A 17,379-nucleotide genomic window follows, 5' to 3' on the forward strand; every position below is an offset into this window, starting at 1 on the left:
TCCATAAATGTCTTGACTCTATAGTAACTACAGGTTGTGTAATTTGGACATATTCAATGAAAAGCCCCTATGTCCACCTCCCCCAATCACGATTCACACGGTAACGATCACAAAGACGATCATGGCCACGGGCATGCCCATTCCCATGACGGTGACGCTTGCTGCGCCGCCCCATCCGCCAAGCCGGAACAACCGAGCAAGGCCAGTTCTTGCGCGACTGATTGCTGCAGCAGTGAGGCGTCGGCTACTCAACCATTAGTGCCACTGGCAAAGCCTGTCCGCAGTGATGGGGGCATTCAGACGCCGATTCGCATCATGCAGATGGACTGTCCCACCGAGGAGGGATTGCTGCGCAAAAAGCTGGGCGGCATGGCCGGCGTAAGCGGTATGGAGTTCAACCTAATGCAGCGGGTCTTGACGGTCACCCACGCGCCTAAAGAACTGGAACCCATTTTGGCGGCCGTGCGCTCCCTGGGCTTTACCCCAGAAATCGCCACAGAAAACGCTGCATTGGAAGAGCCAACACCGGAACCTGCCAAGCCTTGGTGGCCCTTGGCGTTGGCCGGCGTTGCAGCGATCGCCTCGGAAGCGGTTGAGTGGGCCAGTTTGCCCACCTGGATGGCTGCTGTGCTGGCGTTGGTCGCTGTATTCGCATGCGGCATCACGACCTATAAAAAAGGTTGGATTGCGATCCGCAATGGAAATCTCAACATCAATGCACTGATGAGCATTGCGGTCACGGGAGCGCTCTTCCTAGGACAGTGGCCAGAGGCAGCCATGGTGATGGTGCTGTTCACGATTGCAGAACTGATAGAAGCCAAGTCACTCGACCGGGCCCGCAATGCCATCCGCGGCTTGATGCAACTGACGCCGGAAACGGCAACGGTGTTGCAAGCCGATGGCTCTTGGAAAGACATGGCGGCCAAATCGGTTGCTGTGGACGCTCACGTCCGTATCAAGCCGGGCGAGCGCATCGCCTTGGACGGAAAAATCGTCAGCGGCCGTTCGACCATCAACCAGGCACCCATCACCGGGGAAAGCCTCCCTGTGGAAAAAACCGAAGGCGACCAGGTGTTTGCCGGCACGATCAACGAGTCAGGTTCGTTTGAGTACGTGGTGACCGCTGCCGCCAATGACAGCACCCTGGCGCGCATCATCCACGCAGTGGAAGAAGCACAAGGCGCGCGTGCACCTACCCAACGCTTCGTGGACCAATTTGCCCGCGTCTATACCCCCGTGGTGTTCGCCATTGCCCTGGCGGTCGCCATCTTGCCGCCGCTTCTTTTGGGTGGGCTCTGGTTTGCTTGGATTTACAAGGCACTGGTGTTGCTGGTGATTGCCTGCCCCTGCGCTTTGGTGATTTCTACACCAGTCACCATCGTCAGCGGCCTGGCCGCCGCAGCTCGGCAGGGCATTCTGGTCAAAGGTGGCGTCTATCTGGAAGATGGCCGCAAGCTCAAAAGCATTGCCTTGGACAAAACCGGCACCATTACCCACGGCAAGCCTGCGCAAACTGACTTTGTGACGCTCAGCGCAATGAATGAAACCGAGTTGCGCAGTCTTGCTGCCAGCCTTGCCGGCCGCTCAGACCATCCTGTATCCAAAGCCATCACCGAGGCGGCCAAGCGTGACAACGTTGTGCTGCGCAACGTGGACGGGTTCGAAGCTTTGCCCGGACGCGGAACCAAGGGCTCCATAGACGGCAAGCTCTTCTACTTGGGCAATCACCGCCTCATTCACGAACAAGGACGCTGCTCTGACGCGCTGGAAGCCCGTTTGTCTGCGTTGGAAAAGCAAGGCAAGACGGTTATTCTGCTGGCCGACGAACAGGAAGTACATGGCATGTTTGCAGTGGCCGACACGGTCAAGGACAGCAGTCGCCAAGCCATCGCTGAACTGCATGAATTGGGTATCAAGACGATCATGCTGACCGGCGACAACGCCCATACCGCCAAAGCCATTGCCGACCAAGTCGGTATCGATGAAGCCAGGGGCGATCTGTTGCCCGAAGACAAGCTCAAGGTGATCGAAAGCAAGATCGGCGAAGGCGGCGCTGTCGGCATGGTGGGTGATGGCATCAACGATGCTCCCGCCCTGGCACGGGCAGACATCGGGTTTGCCATGGGCGCCGCTGGTACGGGCACCGCGATTGAGACTGCTGACGTGGCCTTGATGGACGATGACCTGCGCAAACTGCCCCGTTTTGTTCGCCTCTCCCGTAGCACCCACGCGCTGCTGGTGCAGAACATTGTTCTGGCCCTTGGCATCAAGGCCGTGTTTCTGGTCTTGACCCTCACTGGGGCGGGCACGATGTGGATGGCTGTTTTTGCGGATGTGGGAGCGAGCTTGCTAGTGGTTGGCAACGGGCTACGTCTACTTCGCAAGTGAGATTTGAACAACCTGACTCAGTGATTACCTAAGCAATAACAGGAACTAGTGCGATGAGCTTTTTTGACAGACTATTTGGCGGTCATGGCGGAGGCCATAGAGGTGGCCACCACGGTCACCATCGGGAGGAGCACCACGCGCCACGTCACGATGGCCATGGTGACAGCTATGGAAATAGGCCGCCGAGCCTTGGTGCAGTGGCCTGCACGGCCTGCAATACCTTGAATGCAGCAGATGCCAAGTTCTGCCAATCCTGCGGGAAGGCTACGCAGCCAGCGCATTGCACCCAGTGTGCTGCCACGCTCGTTGGGGGTACGCGGTACTGCGGCCAGTGTGGCAAACAGGCAGTTTAGTTATAGACACGACATACCGACCCCGCACAAGACATCTCCCTAAAAATTCCGATGCATTCACTCTTCAAGTCTCTCGCAGCATTTGTTATGGTGCTGCTCTTCGTATCTACTAGTTTTGCTTTGAACCAGTCAGGGCCTACCATGAGCGAAATTTATTCCACTGCCCAAGCGGGAAAGCTGGAAGAGGCGCAAGTAATGGTTCAGCAGGTTCTGATCTCTCATCCCAAGAGTGCAAAAGCTTTTTTTGTGCAAGCGGAGTTGCATGCTCAGCAAGGTAATTTGGAGCGTGCCCGTGGATCACTCTCTACGGCAGAAAAATATGCTCCCGGATTGCCCTTTGCAAAGCCTGAAGCTGTGCAGACACTGAGAGCGCAGCTTGCGTATAAGGGTTCGTCGAAACCGACTGCAGATGCCCCCGTTGGTTATGCCGTTTCAAAGCCAGCAAGCTCTTCATCCTCCACGTGGATACTTCCGCTTCTACTCGCAGGAGGTGTGACGGCCGCCGCATATTTCTTTTTCCGACGGCGAAAGGTGGAGTCATGCCAAGTGCCATCTACACATGCAATGCAGAATGGCTTGAGTGGCCCCCAAACGTTTGGATCAAACGTAGGAGCGATGCAATCTGGCTACCCTCAATCGGGTAATTCGGGCTACCAACAACCGCATGCAGAGCCTGGGTTGGGCAGTCGTATCGCCGGAGGGGTCGCTACCGGGCTGGCTGTCGGCGCTGGCGTTATGGCCGCCGAGGCGATCGGGCGCAATCTGATGGGTTCTTCAAATCGTCCATCAAACCAAACAGATATGTTCAACAACAGTAATAAGCAGGAGCAGATTCCAGCCAATACTGATATGGGTGGGCAAACCTTTGGAATCAATGAAACCGCGTGGGACGGCGGCGGCCCTGATATCGGAGTTGGCAACGACTGGGATGACTGATAGATCCGATGATTGAGGAGTTGAAGCTAGAATTCCCTAAATGTCTGGGAAATACCGCGCTCTTTTCCTATTGGCTGTCATTTTTTGGCAGTCACTGGCGGTCCTTAGCTCCTTGAGTTTGGTGCAGCACGCGCGGGAAGACTCCCATCAGACACCAGGTGAGCCACATGCGTTTTATCAGCACCACCTTGATCAAACGGCTCACAAAACAGGTGAGGCGGATACCCCTTCTCATGCCCATGTCGGCGCTGTTGCCGATATCGCCGCGGTCATCGGCGATGAACCCGTAAAACTGTCCGAGTTTCGCCTTCAGCACGCAGTAGGTGCGCTTGCGGTCGCGAGGCAAACGCCGGTTTTGGCTGTGCTTCTCCGACCTCCACGAGCCATCTCCTGACATCAAGCTCCATCGCCACCTGAGTGGCCTTGGACCTTGATTCATCCCCTTAGACACAGCGCAGGTCGCCTGTTTCCGTGTCTCCCTATTGTCACAGATGAATTGCCCTGCAACGAGGGTCACTGTGCATTCCTGCATTGCCCAAGCGGCGCGTTTCGCGCCTTTCTCCACGGACAGAGTCCGCACTCCGGCCCCGCTGCCACCACTTGCTCCAGACTAGGAATTTGAAATGTTTGTAATCGTCGGATGGCTTATCTGCATCGCCTGCGTGTTTGGCGTGTTCATTATTCACGGTGGCAACATCAGCGTTGTGCTCAAGGCATTGCCGTTTGAGCTGATAACGATTGGCGGGGCCACGGTGGGCGCGTTTGTGGCCAACAACCAGATGAAGGTCATCAAAGCCACGCTCAGAGGTTTGGGCTCTTGCTTCAAAGGTAGCAAGTACACCAAGGACCGCTACATGGAGCTGATGGCACTCCTGTTTGACCTTCTCCAGAAGGCCCGAAAGGAAGGCTTGATGGCAATCGAAAAGGACGTTGAAGAACCCGAGCAGTCAGAGATTTTCAAGAAACATCCCAATGTGGGCTCCGACCACCACGTCGTGGAGTTCGTTACCGACTACTTGCGCATGATGGTGTCGGGCAACCTGAATGCCCACGAGATCGAAAACATCATGGATGGCGCCATTGAAGCGCACCACGTGGAAGCCCACGCGGCCGTCGCTGCCATCCAGCGCATTGCGGGCGGACTGCCTGCATTCGGGATTGTGGCTGCGGTGTTGGGGGTTGTGAACACCATGGGCTCAGTGGGCCAGCCGCCCGCGGTGCTGGGAGGCATGATTGGTTCTGCCCTGGTCGGTACATTCCTCGGGATTTTGCTGGCGTATGCCTTCGCTGAGCCCTTGGCAGGCCTGCTGGAGCAGAAGGTTGAGGAAGGCGGCAAAGAGCTGCAATGCATCAAGACCATTCTGCTGGCCAGCATGCAAGGCTACAACCCATCGACCGCAGTCGAGTTTGGTCGCCAAATCTTGTTCTCCACCGAACGTCCCACATTTTCGGAGCTGGAGGCACATGTCAAGAAGAAGTAAGGCGGTTGGCGCGCACGTGCCATCAGCGGATAAATCCACGTTTCGGGAGGCAGCCATTCAAATGGGTGGTCGTCTCCTGTTGGTGCTGATCGGGGTTCTGCAATTGGTGGCCATCGTTCAATCTGAATCCACCGCAGACACTGCGCTTCACGGTGGCTTTCTGCTGGTGCTCATCGTGGTGGGAACACGAAAGGCAAAGAGCCAGAAGGATCTGCCTGGAAGACATTGAAGCAGACGGCGTGCGTTTGCCACCCCAGCGCGCACTACTTCGGTTTGGTCAATGACACGGGGGCGTGAACGTACACGACCTCGCGCGTGCCATCTGCACTCTGAAAAATAAGAGTGATCTGCACCTCAAAACCTGCACGGATCGGTTTCTTGATGTCCGTGAGGGCCAAATGGTATCCATCCGGCTTGAACTCCAGAGGTTTGCCGGCAAGCAGTTTCAGATCGACCACCGGGTGTATCGTCTTGCCTCCCTTGTCCTGGGCCACTCCATGCACTTCTACAACCTCTGCAACCGTTGAACGCGCAGAGATAAGCCGGGTGTCTTTGGAGGACACCAAGCTCATGTAGACCGGCGTCGAACTTTCATTGGAAATGCCGGGACGAACCCACGCGTCGGTAGCGACGACTTGAGCCCGGGCCGTCACAAAGCAGGCCTCGACCAACACCAGCAAAGTAACTTTGCGAATCAGCTTCATCGATTTGGACCTGCCTGTGAAGTACGACATACCAAGCCCGTTATCGAGAAAGATTGACGGATTTAGCCGCCGCAATGACTTGGAGGATCTCAGTAGAAGGGGCCATTGCCTTGAAAGCACTGATATCTGCGCGACCAGAGTTTCCAATGGGCAGGCGTTTCAGTAGATAGCCCAAAGGAACCAAGGCAAGCCTGAAGAGCTGTCCCAGTACTTCCTTGGGCATGCGCTTCTCCCAGGCCAGTAAGAGCATCAAAGTATGGACTTTCAGATGCGGTAAGAAGCGTGTTTGCCCCACAACGTGTGCAGCCTCCAAGATCAGCCATCGTTGGCGATCCTGCGCAGAATCTGTCCCACGATAACGCTGTACCAAGTGCGAGTAAATGTCTGGACTGTAGAAATTGCTATTGGCTGGTATCGGCATAAATGAAGAGTTCCGTGTCGTGTTGAAGTCAACTTTTCAGATTGTTAAGCCTGTAGCAACTACAGAGTCAATCACCTGATTTCCCTATCCGATCACCCCCTCGTAGATGATCTTCCAGGCGTTGCTTCTCCATTGCCAATACTGGCGAACCGTGCGCCCGGTCTTTTCTCCTGCAGGCAGTTCATCAAAGGTGGCGATCATGGTGTCCGCATCGTCTGTCCAGCGGATCAATGAAACGTCTTTGAGCTCTACGGAGCGGGCTCCCAGTTGCACGATCTCCGAGCGGAGTGAGGCACTGAAGCGAGCCAAGTCCTTCCCCTCGGAATTGAAGTCATTGGCGTAAAACCGCATCAAATCGGCCTCACGCCCTGGTCTTTTGGCCTGAGCCCAGGACTGGAGCGTGTCTGTAAATGACTTTCGCTCTGCGCCCAAATTGGAGGGTTGGACCCAGCGAAAGTTGCTGCCGATCAACACGGGTGTGGTGCGAATCTCGACGGTGTTGATGATCCGCAGCAGATCGGGATTGGCCACCGCCACACAACCATCCGTCGCCTGTGGGGCGCGGGTGAACTGGGTAGATGGGGTTCCATGCAGCCAGATTCCTCCTCCAGTCTTCCCACGGCGCAGATCCAGCACATTGGGGTAGTTCACCGGAAGTGCACCGGACCCATACAAATCCTTCAGGCTTGTGGGGTCCAGATTGCTGGTGATGAAGTACGCCCCCAGTGGGGTGCGCTGATCGCCTTCCACGTTCTTCCCAACGCCCGCTTTACCCACGGATATGTAGTAATTGGCCAGCAATCGAGGTCCGGCCTCATTGTTCTCGAACAGATATAGCCGTGCTTTGGCGGTGTCCACAGCGATCGCATGCTTGTTGCGTTTGGCCAGTGCGACGAACTGCGCTGGAATGCGATCTTCGGGAGGCGGCTCCTTGATGGCCGCGATGCGCAGCTGGGATTCCGCGCGGAGTGCCTGCAGATTCTGTGCACCGGCCTGAGCAAGCTCTGGGGGGACGTCGCCTACGCCCTGAATGGGGCGAGCCCGTGCAGAGAGCAAATCACCCAGCACCAGCTGTGCCAACTGGAAATGCGGATAGTCAGCCACCAGCGCGGATGCCAATCTCAGTGCCTCTTGCGTATTGGCACTCCCGATCTGGCGATATACCTCAATCAAGCGGGCCTCAGCCAGGCCATCACGCGGCAGTACAGCCCGTGCAGCTGCTCTCGGCTTGGTCTTGGGTTTCACCTTCTTGTCAGTCGCGCCGACAGCGCCTGTGCAGAAGCCCAGTGCCAGACAAAACGCTGCGAACCAATGGAGCAGCCGAGTCCGGTCCAGGCCGGCCACGGATCGTTCTTTCGGATTCATCCTCATCTCTGGCATCACTGGTACGTGAGAAGCTTCTTGATATCACTGGCGATAACCTTGGCCTCTGTGCCGTAGCTGGAAAAGAGGCGAACCTTGCCCGTGGCATCGAATATGTACTTCCCGGCCGAATGGTCCATGGTGTACGAGGTAGGCGTTTTGCCAGGAACCTTGCGGTAGTACACCTTGAAGGAGTCAGCCACCCCCTGAAGTTGGGCTGGTTCTGGCCGCAGTGCCAGGAAGGTTGGATCAAAATTGCGCATGTACTCGCTGAGCAGACGCGGCGTATCCCGTTCAGGGTCTACGGTGATGAACAGAACCTGCAACTTGTTGCCCAGATCTCCCAGAAGCTCTTTGACACCAGACATCGTGCTCATGGAGGTCGGACAAACATCCGGGCATTGGGTGAAGCCAAAGAAGATCACGACGATCTTTCCACTGAAGTCAGCCAGGCTTCTCACGTTCCCGCCGTGATCCATCAGGCGAAAGTCATTGGCATAGTCCGCACCGGTGATGTCGGCGCTCTGAAATTTTGGTGCAGGGGGGGAGCAGCCGTTCAGGGTTACTCCGGCCACGAGGCCGAGCCCCGCAGTAGCGCAGAACTTCCGGCGCGTGGGGCTGCTGTCTGGAATTGACGATTGCTTGTTCATGGTGTCTGGGGCCGCTTACTTCTTGGTTTTGGCGACTTCTTCTGCCACCAAAGACTCCAACTGAGCAGCACCAAAACTGGGCAAGCTCCTGCCATTCACAAAAAACGTGGGCGTCTTAGTCACCTCCAGCGCGGTCAAGTCTTCAACATCCTGTGTGAGCGCTGCGACCACCGCAGAGGATTGGGCATCAAACAGGGCTTTATTGAGGTCTACGCCTACCCGGACAGCAGACTGATATGCAACGTACAAATTGGGTTCCCCATGGGATGCCCACAGAGGTTGGTCAGCCAAAACAGCATCCAGGACTTCCCAGTACTTACCTTGGGCCTTGGATGCCTCCAGCATCTTGACCACGAGGTCTGAATTCCTATGAAACGGCGCATAGCGCAACACCAAACGCACGTCGTTGGGGTACTTTTTTAACAGCCCTTTGACGATGGGATAAAACTCCCGACAGGTTTCGCAGGCCGGGTCAAAGAACTCGACGATCGTGACTGGCGCATTGACCGGCCCCGTGACTGGGGAATGCACGCGGACCAAACGCTGCGCCGCCTGGTTGACTTTGTCTTGCTGTGAGTTGTTAACCCGCTGCTGGTAGGAGTACATACCGAAGGCGAAGAAGCTCAGTACGACGGCCACCAAGACGGCGACAGTGATTTTTTTGGAATTCATTTGGATGTTTTCTTGAGATAGTGAGTGAGCAAGACCAAGATGGTCAGAAAGGCTGCGAGGGAAAGCCATGGGATCGGCAGTCCCCCGAGGATGGACAGTTCCTGGTTGGCACACGAGACGCCAGCACTGCAAGGAACCCAATGCCTGGGCACCAAGTCGGCAACGAGCAGGCAGTGGTAGGCAGCAAAGACGCTTCCGGCGGCGGCGAATGGCATCGCATAAACCGCACTACGACGGTCATCAATGAAGCAACCCATGCCGAGGATGATGGCCATGGGGAACATCAGAATCCGTTGGTACCAACATAGGGTGCATGGCGTCATCAACATGACCTCTCCAATGAAGAGCGCCCCCAGCGTCGCTATGACAGATACCATCCAGGCCAGAACAAGTACACGCCATGGCGCCTTCATGCCCCAGTCTCCGGCAACTGGTTCTTGGATGTCGCTTGAAGCTGCAACTTGAGACTCAAAAGCAACCAGGCCAATACCGCAGCCACGACAAAGATGTCAGCGAGGTTGAAGGCCGGCCAATGCAGCGCCCTCCAATGCAAATCCAGGTAGTCCACCACCGCACCCGACTGGATGCGATCGATGAGATTTCCACCCCCGCCGGCAACGACAAGCGCCCCTACCTTGCGTTCAAAGGGATCAGTTCTGCGCATCAGCGAGGCAAATGTGACACCGATGACTACGACGACCCCAATGGCAATGAAGACGTACCGCGGCCAGCCACCGGCATCCGCCAGGATGGAGAAGGCAGCCCCGGTGTTGAGGACGTGGACGAGGTTGAACCAGCTGGTGACTTCGATCCCAGATCCGAGGGCAATGGTGTTGGCAAAGTAGGTTTTGGCAAATTGATCTGCCGCTACCAATAACGCGACAAACAAGAGCCAAACCAGGCGCGGGTATCGGAATAGCCCGATTGAAGACATAGCAACGATTCCATGAATGTTGGTATTCCCAGCCTTGTGAGCTGGGCCAATGCATTCGGCGTGCCTGGATGGAAGTACGCCAACCAGCAGTGCAAGGAAGCACTGTGGGGGGGTATTGAATGCGCTTTGCGACGATCGCTAGCCGGTGCCAACAGGCGATCGACTAAGCACCGGAACGAAAGCTAACCCCCGGTTAAGACCGGGAGAGCCACTGAGGGCGATCAGGAACTTTAAGCGGAGGAGAAACCAAAACAGCATCAGGGCTTGGTTCAATGCCCCCCATGCCGGGAAGCACGGTGTGGCCCAGTGCAGATGCCACGGCCAAGGAGCAACCCGCATGGCAGTTACCGCAGTCCAAATCAAAACCACTGGACTTGGTTTTGTCTGGCTGAGAGAGGTCTCCTAGCTGCGCTTGATGCTTGTGGCCATGGTGCCCAAGATGCTTGGTAGCTACACCTGTTTCGTGCTGACAATAACCAGCCGTTGCAGCCAAAGCGAACTGCATCGGAATCACTACCAGCAAAAAAATAACAAGCCATTTGCGCACGGTCAACATTGTAGTAGCTTCAAGTTTTGCGTGAACCACAAGGAATAGCGATCAGCAGCGGCGAGTACTTGGCCTGAATAAAAAAAGAGCCCCGAGGGGCTCTGAACTTGATTGCCAAAAACTGCTGTCAACATTTCGGCAGCATTTATTTTAGACTCTTGACGGCAACTCACTTGACCGGACGACCATAGTGGTCGCGAATCACGGAAGCAAGCAGCGCCACTTCGTCACTGTTCATCGTGATCGTTGTCCCGTCGGCCGCAGTCATGGTTTCACCCACATTCATCCGGGTGGGACGACCGTACTTGTCCTCCATGGCCATCTTGCCGTTCTTGAACTGATGAACGACCGAACCGTCCTTCAACGGGATCGATTTGTCGATGGCAATATCCATGGAGAAGGCGGAGGCAAAGGGAACGGCCAAGGCCAGAGCGATGACAGACTTGCGGATAGACATGATTGAAACTCCTTCAATGTGAGTAAACCCCACGAGGTATTTCGTGGGCACGATGCAATCGCTGCACCGTTGACTCCAATGTAGAAATTTGCCCCCAACACAAGCATGACCTACGCATTACAAGTACGTCATGTTTTGGTCAAGCAATGCCGTGGTCTTGTCGGTCCGAATCAGACCGGCACGTTTGTATTTGCTGTCAGGCCGCTGGCTTTGGGAAACCGTAATGTGAAGCGCGTCATGCCAGCCTCTGACGAGACCGTAATCCCACCACCATGTGCATCCATGATGGCGCGTGTGATGGCCAGGCCCAACCCCGCGCCATCACTCTCGGGATGGGTTCGAGATTTGTCCACCCGGAAAAAGCGGTCAAACAGACGCGGTTGCATGTCCGGGCTGATGGTGTTCCCCGGATTGGTGATGCTTACCTCCGTCCAGTCATGCGTAGATTCAATGTGGATGGTGACCGTGGAGTCCGGCGAAGCGTGGCGTATCGCATTGGAAAGCAGATTGCTCAGTGCGCGCCTCAGCATTAAACGGTCACCATTGATGGCACCATTGCCGTCCAGCTCCAGGCGAATGCCCTTGTCTGTGGCCAGTGCCTCATAGAAGTCGAACAAGGCTTGCGCCTCGACCTCCACCTCAACAGTCTCTTGGCTTGGCAGCGCCAATCCGTGCTCCGTTTTAGCGAGGAAGAGCATGTCCGACACCATTCGGGCCAGACGTTGCAGCTCCTCTGAATTGGAGGCCAGTACGTCCTGATAGTCCTCGTTGCTTCTCTTTGTCGAAAGCGTGACTTGGGTTTCCGTCAGCAGATTGCTGATCGGCGTTCTGAGCTCATGTGCCAGATCTGACGAAAACTCGGAAAGACGACGAAAGTCCTCTTGCAGGCGGTCCAGCATGTCGTTCAAGGTGCTGGCCAGGTCCGCCATTTCTACCGGGACGGCCTCTACCGGCATGCGCTCTTCGAACTTGTTCGAGGTCACGGCTTGGGCACGCGTTCGCATGATCCGCAGTGGCGCCAACCCACGGTTTGCGGCAAGCCACCCCAGCAATCCGCTGAACAGTGTGGCGAGAGTCACATAAAACACCAACGTCGTCTGAAAATGGGCCTGGAAATGGTCGTGGGACTTGGTGTCCAAGGCTACCCACACGGCCAAAGGCTCATCCCGTTGGAAATCTGAGGCGATCAGCGTGCCTAAAGCGCGGTACTGATGCCCTGTGTCTTGCCAGTTCGATACGCTTTGCGTGCGCAAATCCCGCCCGATTTGGCTTGCGTACCTGTCAGGTATCTTGAGCGGGGCCGTCTCATACAAAATCTTCCCACTGGCCTGGACCGCAACGATGAGTCCTTCATGGCTGTGTAGTACGTCGTTCAGGCGATCCTCAAAATCCTTGCGCGACGTTGCCTTCGATGCGACTTCCTGGACGAGGTGGATTTTGTCCTCCAGAAGGCTGCGGTCCAGGTCCTCGAAGTGCTGATTCATCGCCAGCGAAGTCACCCCTCCCAGGCCCAGCAGAACGGTAGCTGATGCCAGTGTGTAGAACAGGGTTAGACGGGTGGTGAGTGAGAAGCGCTGCGTCATGGCGTGGTCAGCGGATTTTCCAGAACATAGCCCATGCCGCGTACGGTTTGGAGCAGCTTGGGCTCGAACGCGTCGTCAATCTTGCTACGCAAACGCCGTACCGCCACTTCGATCACATTGGTATCACTGTCAAAGTTCATGTCCCAGACCTGCGAGGCGATGAGGGAGCGTGGCAAAACCTCACCTTGCCGACGCATCAATAGCTCCAGCAAACCGAACTCCTTGGAGGTCAAATCGATGCGTTTTCCCGCACGTGTCACACGACGACGCAGCAAGTCCAGCTCCAGATCAGCCACTTTCAGTGAGGTGGCTTCGACACCGGACTTGCCGCGCCGCAAGATGGTGCGAACACGGGCGAGTAGCTCTGCAAAGGAAAACGGCTTGACCAGGTAGTCGTCAGCGCCCAACTCCAGACCTTTGATCCGGTCCTCCACCTGGTCTCTGGCTGTCAAAAACAGCACCGGAACTTCATTACCTTTGCGACGCAGATTGCGCATCACCTCCCAGCCATCCATGCCGGGGAGCATCACGTCAAGAATGATGAGATCGTGCTCACCTTCGAGGGCAGCGTGCAATCCGTCGTTTCCGTTGTGGAGCAAGTCCACGATAAAGCTGGCCTCCTTGAGGCCTTGGCGCAAGTATTCGCCCGTCTTGGGCTCATCTTCAATGATCAGTATCTTCACAGTCGGTGTCCTTTTCCCGAGTGTGCACCGACGGGCCTAGTCACTGCCAAAGATTACAAATTTGTAATCTGAACGACAGGTTGGCGTTGGGACTGCCTCGATAGAGTTCAGCCAGTTTCACACAACCCCAAAGGACTCTCATGCACCGTGTTCCGAACCAGCGACGCAAACCGCTACGGTTGGCAACGCTCGCTTTGTGCGCACTGGCTGGTGTTGCATCCGCCCAGCCAACCACCCAGGAGCCTGTGGAGCAAGGCTCCACGGATTGGCGTAAAGCCAACGAAGCGGTCTCCCAATTCAAGCGGGGGCATGCCGATGTCCTCAAGTGGGAGCAAGCCAACGACACCGCATCCAAGGACGCTCCCGCGGTAGCGCCTGACTTTTGGCTCAAGACGGCCGATGCCGCTGTTCGACAAGCATGGCGTGCACGCCCTGAACTTGGATCTTCCCTGTCCCAACTGGGCGCTGCCAACCAAGAGCATATTGCCCAAGGGCGCTGGTTGGAGGTCGATCCTGCCGTACGCCGCCACGTGGACGAATTTGACGCGATTCTCGACACCGCAGTGGACGCGCGCAAAGCCTGGTGGGGGGCCGTGGCCGCCCAAGCCAGCTTGAAGTCGCAGCGCGACATGCAAGAAGCGTCTGGCGCTGCTGCTGAACTGGCCCGTCGTATGGCGCGCGTCGGCAATTGGAGCCGCATGGAACAGGCCCAGTCGCAGTCGAGGCTGGGTGGCGTCAAGCTGCAAACCCTGAAGGCAGAGGCTGAAGCCAAGCAGGCCCACATTGCCTTGCTCAAAGCCCTCCGACTGCAGGGAACGGCATCGAGCGTGGGCTTGCCGGATGGTTTGCCAGACGTAAGCGCGCCAATGATCACCGCAGACGCCATTCAAAAAGGGCTGAAGGCCCTGCGTCCCGTGCTCCCGCGTGCCGAGGGCATGCGCGTTCAAGCAACCGCAAAGCAGGCTTTTGACATCTATGAGGCCAGCTACGCAGCTGCCCGTCTGTCGCAAGAAGAGCAGACATTGCGCCAGTTCGTCTACGACGAAACCGTGCTTCGGTACAACGGAATGTTGCTCAGTGTCTGGGATCTCCTGGCAGAGACCGGTGCCCAGCTGCAGGCCAATGTGTCCGCGATCAATGCCAAGCGCGACCTCCTGATTGCCGAAGCTGATTTGCAACTGGTTTTGCAAGGCGGAGCCCCGGCCAGCTTCGTGGGCGTGGGCTCTGGCGCCACGGCTGAGAAATAACTAGGAAACACCATGGATCAAACCAATTCCCGTCGCCGATTTTTTGCAGGTGCTGCTACTGCTGTAGCGGGTATGGCGGTGGCTCGCTCTGCGCTGGCCACCTTGCCGGAACCGGTCATTCAGACTTCCGTGAATACAGCGCCACCGCTCATTCCTACGACCGGGCGTCCCTACAACCCTGTTGTGACTCTGAATGGCTGGACGCTGCCATGGCGTATGAACAACGGCGTCAAGGAGTTTCACTTGGTCGCCGAGCCCGTTGAACGGGAAGTCTCACCCGGCTTCAAAGTCAATATGTGGGGCTACAACGGCCAAAGCCCAGGTCCCACCATCGAGGTGGTGGAAGGCGACCGGGTACGAATCTTCGTCACCAACAAGCTTCCTGAGCACACAACCATCCACTGGCACGGTCAGCGACTGCCCAGCGGCATGGACGGTGTGGGTGGCCTCAACCAAAAGGCTATTCCCGTTGGCAAGACCTATATGTACGAGTTTGTCGCGCGCCGGCCGGGGACATTCATGTACCACCCGCACGCCGACGAAATGGTGCAAATGGCCATGGGCATGATGGGCTTCTGGGTCACGCATCCCAAGGAAAAACACCCCCATATCAGTGATGTGGATCGGGACTTCTGCTTCCTGCTGAACGCCTTTGACGTGGAAGCTGGGACCAAGACGCCCAAGATCAACACGATGACCGACTTCAACATCTGGTCTTGGAACAGCCGCGTATTCCCGGGCATCGACACCCTCAATGTGCGCCACAACGACCGGGTCCGCATCCGCGTGGGAAACCTGACGATGACCAACCACCCCATCCACGTCCATGGACACGAGTTCCTGGTGACCGGTACCGATGGCGGGCCCACACCGCCGTCCTCTCGCTGGTACGAAGTCACCACCGATGTGGCGGTGGGGCAAATGCGCCAGATTGAGTTTGTTGCGGACGAGGAAGGCGACTGGGCCATGCATTGCCACAAGAGCCACCACACCATGAACGCCATGGGGCATACCGTGCCCACCATGGTGGGGGTGGACCACCGGGGATTGATCAAGAAGATCCAGAAAGTCACGCCCGATTACATGCTCATGGGCGAGCGCGGTATGGCCGACATGGGCGAAATGGAAATGCCTATTCCAGAAAACACTGCCCCCATGATGACCGGGCAAGCCCAGTTTGGTCCCGTCGAAATGGGTGGCATGTTCACTGTGCTCAAGGTGCGCAAGGACCAAAAGCCGGGGGACTACAGCGACCCGGGCCCGTACCAATTCCCTGCGGGCACTGTGGCCCAGGAATTTACGGGTGTGCTCCCTGAACCTGCGCGGCTGCGCTCAGAAATCGCCTCGGGCAAGCCCGCGAACGACAAACCAACCCCCACCACCGTACTGAATGCGCGCAAACCGTCGTCGCACTCCGGTCACTGATCTTGTACACCACTGTTTTTTAACCCAAGGAACCCACCATGAAGTTTGCAAAATTCGTCTCTTCCATCATCGCTGTCGCCAGCATTGCGGCTATTTCCACTGGAGCCCTGGCCAGCGGCAATCACGCCGGCGGCCATGATGAAGAGTCCGCCATCGGAAAAGCTGGCGTTGCCGCCAAGGCCACTCGCACAGTGACCGTGGAGATGGCTGACAACATGCGCTACACCCCCTCTGAGATCCAGGTCAAGAAGGGTGAGACGATCCGCTTTGTGGTGAAGAACGTGGGCAAGGTCCGGCACGAGCTGAGCCTGGGCACCGAGAAAGAGCTGCTGGAACACTTGGAACAAATGAAGAAGTTCCCCGGCATGGAACACGATGAGCCCAGCAAGATCACGCTGGACTCCGGCAAACAAGGTGAAATCGTCTGGCAATTCACCAAAGCAGGAACCGTCAACTTCGCCTGTTTGATGCCCGGTCACTATGAGGCCGGCATGAAAGGTCAAGTGAAGGTCGGTGCCAAGTAAGCCGTACAGCTACTTCTAAAAATTTCGTTCTCTTAAGTACAGGATTTTTCAATATGAAACCCATCAAACGCGCTCTTACAGCTATCGCCGTCGTCGCGGCGACCATGGTCGGCGTGCCTAGCATTGCCAACGCACAGATGGACCATTCCAAAATGGATGCAACGCAGATGGCATCCATGACGGACGGTGAAGTCCGCAAAGTTGACAAGGAAGCTGGCAAGGTCACCATCAAGCATGGAGACATCAAAAACCTGGACATGCCCGGTATGACCATGATTTTTACGGCAAAGGACAAAGCAATGTTGGACAAGGTGCAAGCCGGTGACAAGGTGAAGTTTGCCGTGATCAACGACGGCGGCAAGCTGGTGGTCACCGAGATCCAACCCGTCAAGTAAGACTACCTGTACGCAAGTGAGGCTTGCAGGCAGTTTCCGGAAATAACAAGGCGCCGTTATGGCGCCTTGTTATTTGTCAAAGCGGAAATGGTGTTTTGTCGTCAAACTACAAAGGAGCAAACCATGGGCACTCAATTCAAGACCAGACTACAACGCCGAATGCTGCTCGGATCTGTGCTGATACTGGCACTGCCTTGTGTACATGCCGCCAGCCATGGCGCCTCTATTGAGGTGTGGAAAGACCCCAACTGTGGATGCTGCAAGGACTGGGTGACGCACCTGGAGAAATCCGGCTTCACAGTGAAGGTCAACCAAAACGGCAACGATGTGGTCCGCGAGCGCTTGGGCATGCCACGGCAATTGGGATCCTGCCATACTGCTGTGGTCGGTGGATATGTCATTGAAGGACATGTGCCGGCGAATGACATCAAGCGGCTGCTTAAGGAGAAGCCCGCAGCCCTCGGTTTGTCGGTACCGGGTATGCCGGTGGGCTCGCCCGGTATGGACGGGGCGTTCTACGGCGGACGCAAAGATGCCTATGACGTCCTGCTGGTAGCCAAGGATGGCAGCTCGCGCATCTTTCAGGGTTATCGCTGACTTGGAAAGTTCGTCTATAC

At 56.5% G+C, this 17,379-nt stretch carries 22 protein-coding genes; 9 read left to right on the forward strand and 13 right to left on the reverse strand.

The window, feature by feature from the left end; translation table 11 throughout:
* Positions 1-69 precede the first annotated feature (69 nt).
* On the forward strand, positions 70-2,388 hold the full coding sequence (locus FDM28_RS16460) for a heavy metal translocating P-type ATPase (protein WP_138517103.1): 2,319 nt from the start codon (positions 70-72) through the stop codon (positions 2,386-2,388).
* Positions 2,389-2,459: 71 nt separating this feature from the next.
* Here the strand turns inward: FDM28_RS16460 and FDM28_RS18030 are convergent, their stop codons facing one another.
* Positions 2,460-2,669: a hypothetical protein gene (locus FDM28_RS18030; RefSeq protein ID WP_240792060.1), complete on the reverse strand. Its 210-nt coding sequence runs from the start codon at positions 2,667-2,669 to the stop codon at positions 2,460-2,462.
* Here FDM28_RS18030 and FDM28_RS18035 point away from each other — a divergent pair.
* Both FDM28_RS18035 and FDM28_RS16470 read left to right on the forward strand, forming a co-directional pair.
* Positions 2,610-2,741, forward strand: coding sequence for a double zinc ribbon domain-containing protein (locus FDM28_RS18035; RefSeq protein WP_240792056.1), 132 nt, complete (start codon positions 2,610-2,612; stop codon positions 2,739-2,741). The two genes, FDM28_RS18030 and FDM28_RS18035, sit on opposite strands and share 60 nt — an antisense overlap.
* 141 nt (positions 2,742-2,882) lie before the next feature.
* On the forward strand, positions 2,883-3,677 hold the full coding sequence (locus tag FDM28_RS16470; RefSeq protein ID WP_206022000.1) for a tetratricopeptide repeat protein: 795 nt from the start codon (positions 2,883-2,885) through the stop codon (positions 3,675-3,677).
* Positions 3,678-3,768: 91 nt separating this feature from the next.
* Here FDM28_RS16470 and FDM28_RS16475 read toward each other — a convergent pair whose 3' ends face one another.
* A complete protein-coding gene (locus tag FDM28_RS16475) occupies positions 3,769-4,023 on the reverse strand; it encodes a hypothetical protein (protein ID WP_138517109.1) in 255 nt (84 codons plus the stop codon).
* A 277-nt stretch (positions 4,024-4,300) separates the two neighbouring features.
* Here FDM28_RS16475 and motA point away from each other — a divergent pair, with 277 nt between their 5' ends.
* Positions 4,301-5,158 carry a flagellar motor stator protein MotA gene (motA, locus tag FDM28_RS16480; protein ID WP_138517111.1) on the forward strand — a complete coding sequence of 286 codons (858 nt, stop codon included), beginning with the start codon at positions 4,301-4,303 and terminating at the stop codon, positions 5,156-5,158.
* A 263-nt stretch (positions 5,159-5,421) separates the two neighbouring features.
* Here the strand turns inward: motA and FDM28_RS16485 are convergent, their stop codons facing one another.
* From FDM28_RS16485 to FDM28_RS16535, 11 genes are all read right to left on the reverse strand, one after another.
* Positions 5,422-5,862 carry a copper chaperone PCu(A)C gene (locus FDM28_RS16485; protein WP_170211824.1) on the reverse strand — a complete coding sequence of 147 codons (441 nt, stop codon included), beginning with the start codon at positions 5,860-5,862 and terminating at the stop codon, positions 5,422-5,424.
* A 40-nt stretch (positions 5,863-5,902) separates the two neighbouring features.
* Positions 5,903-6,283 carry a DUF3703 domain-containing protein gene (locus tag FDM28_RS16490; protein ID WP_138517115.1) on the reverse strand — a complete coding sequence of 127 codons (381 nt, stop codon included), beginning with the start codon at positions 6,281-6,283 and terminating at the stop codon, positions 5,903-5,905.
* Positions 6,284-6,367: 84 nt separating this feature from the next.
* The gene (locus FDM28_RS16495) at positions 6,368-7,648 is read right to left on the reverse strand and encodes a L,D-transpeptidase family protein (RefSeq protein WP_170211826.1); all 1,281 of its coding nucleotides are present in this window, start codon (positions 7,646-7,648) and stop codon (positions 6,368-6,370) included.
* 14 nt (positions 7,649-7,662) lie between these two features.
* Positions 7,663-8,295: an SCO family protein gene (locus FDM28_RS16500; protein ID WP_138517118.1), complete on the reverse strand. Its 633-nt coding sequence runs from the start codon at positions 8,293-8,295 to the stop codon at positions 7,663-7,665.
* A gap of 15 nt (positions 8,296-8,310) precedes the next feature.
* A complete protein-coding gene (locus FDM28_RS16505; RefSeq protein ID WP_138517120.1) occupies positions 8,311-8,967 on the reverse strand; it encodes a DsbA family protein in 657 nt (218 codons plus the stop codon).
* A complete protein-coding gene (locus tag FDM28_RS16510; RefSeq protein ID WP_138517122.1) occupies positions 8,964-9,380 on the reverse strand; it encodes a disulfide bond formation protein B in 417 nt (138 codons plus the stop codon). Before FDM28_RS16510 ends, FDM28_RS16505 begins: the two co-directional genes overlap by 4 nt.
* Complete coding sequence (gene lspA / locus FDM28_RS16515) at positions 9,377-9,901, reverse strand: signal peptidase II (protein WP_138517124.1); 525 nt, start codon at positions 9,899-9,901, stop codon at positions 9,377-9,379. The genes FDM28_RS16510 and lspA overlap by 4 nt, the downstream gene beginning before the upstream one ends.
* 193 nt (positions 9,902-10,094) lie before the next feature.
* Positions 10,095-10,457, reverse strand: a complete 363-nt coding sequence (locus tag FDM28_RS16520; RefSeq protein WP_240792053.1) for a hypothetical protein — start codon at positions 10,455-10,457, stop codon at positions 10,095-10,097.
* Between the two features lie 160 nt (positions 10,458-10,617).
* Positions 10,618-10,905: a CopK family periplasmic copper-binding protein gene (locus tag FDM28_RS16525; protein ID WP_138517126.1), complete on the reverse strand. Its 288-nt coding sequence runs from the start codon at positions 10,903-10,905 to the stop codon at positions 10,618-10,620.
* 170 nt (positions 10,906-11,075) lie between these two features.
* A complete protein-coding gene (locus FDM28_RS16530; protein ID WP_138517128.1) occupies positions 11,076-12,488 on the reverse strand; it encodes a heavy metal sensor histidine kinase in 1,413 nt (470 codons plus the stop codon).
* Positions 12,485-13,171 (reverse strand): heavy metal response regulator transcription factor, encoded by a 687-nt coding sequence (locus tag FDM28_RS16535; protein WP_138517129.1) that lies wholly within the window; start codon positions 13,169-13,171, stop codon positions 12,485-12,487. The genes FDM28_RS16530 and FDM28_RS16535 overlap by 4 nt, the downstream gene beginning before the upstream one ends.
* A gap of 140 nt (positions 13,172-13,311) precedes the next feature.
* Between FDM28_RS16535 and FDM28_RS16540 the strand changes: the two genes are divergently transcribed.
* From FDM28_RS16540 to FDM28_RS16560, 5 genes are all read left to right on the forward strand, one after another.
* Positions 13,312-14,418 carry a TolC family protein gene (locus FDM28_RS16540; protein ID WP_138517131.1) on the forward strand — a complete coding sequence of 369 codons (1,107 nt, stop codon included), beginning with the start codon at positions 13,312-13,314 and terminating at the stop codon, positions 14,416-14,418.
* Between the two features lie 12 nt (positions 14,419-14,430).
* Positions 14,431-15,843, forward strand: a complete 1,413-nt coding sequence (locus FDM28_RS16545; RefSeq protein ID WP_138517134.1) for a multicopper oxidase family protein — start codon at positions 14,431-14,433, stop codon at positions 15,841-15,843.
* A 38-nt stretch (positions 15,844-15,881) separates the two neighbouring features.
* Positions 15,882-16,367 (forward strand): cupredoxin domain-containing protein, encoded by a 486-nt coding sequence (locus FDM28_RS16550; protein ID WP_138517136.1) that lies wholly within the window; start codon positions 15,882-15,884, stop codon positions 16,365-16,367.
* A gap of 53 nt (positions 16,368-16,420) precedes the next feature.
* Positions 16,421-16,762: a copper-binding protein gene (locus tag FDM28_RS16555; protein ID WP_138517138.1), complete on the forward strand. Its 342-nt coding sequence runs from the start codon at positions 16,421-16,423 to the stop codon at positions 16,760-16,762.
* 123 nt (positions 16,763-16,885) lie between these two features.
* Positions 16,886-17,359 (forward strand): DUF411 domain-containing protein, encoded by a 474-nt coding sequence (locus tag FDM28_RS16560; RefSeq protein WP_138517140.1) that lies wholly within the window; start codon positions 16,886-16,888, stop codon positions 17,357-17,359.
* Positions 17,360-17,379: the final 20 nt, after the last annotated feature.

It is taken from the genome of Rhodoferax bucti (assembly GCF_005876985.1).
In the GTDB taxonomy this organism is placed as follows: Bacteria; Pseudomonadota; Gammaproteobacteria; order Burkholderiales; family Burkholderiaceae_C; genus Allorhodoferax; species Allorhodoferax bucti.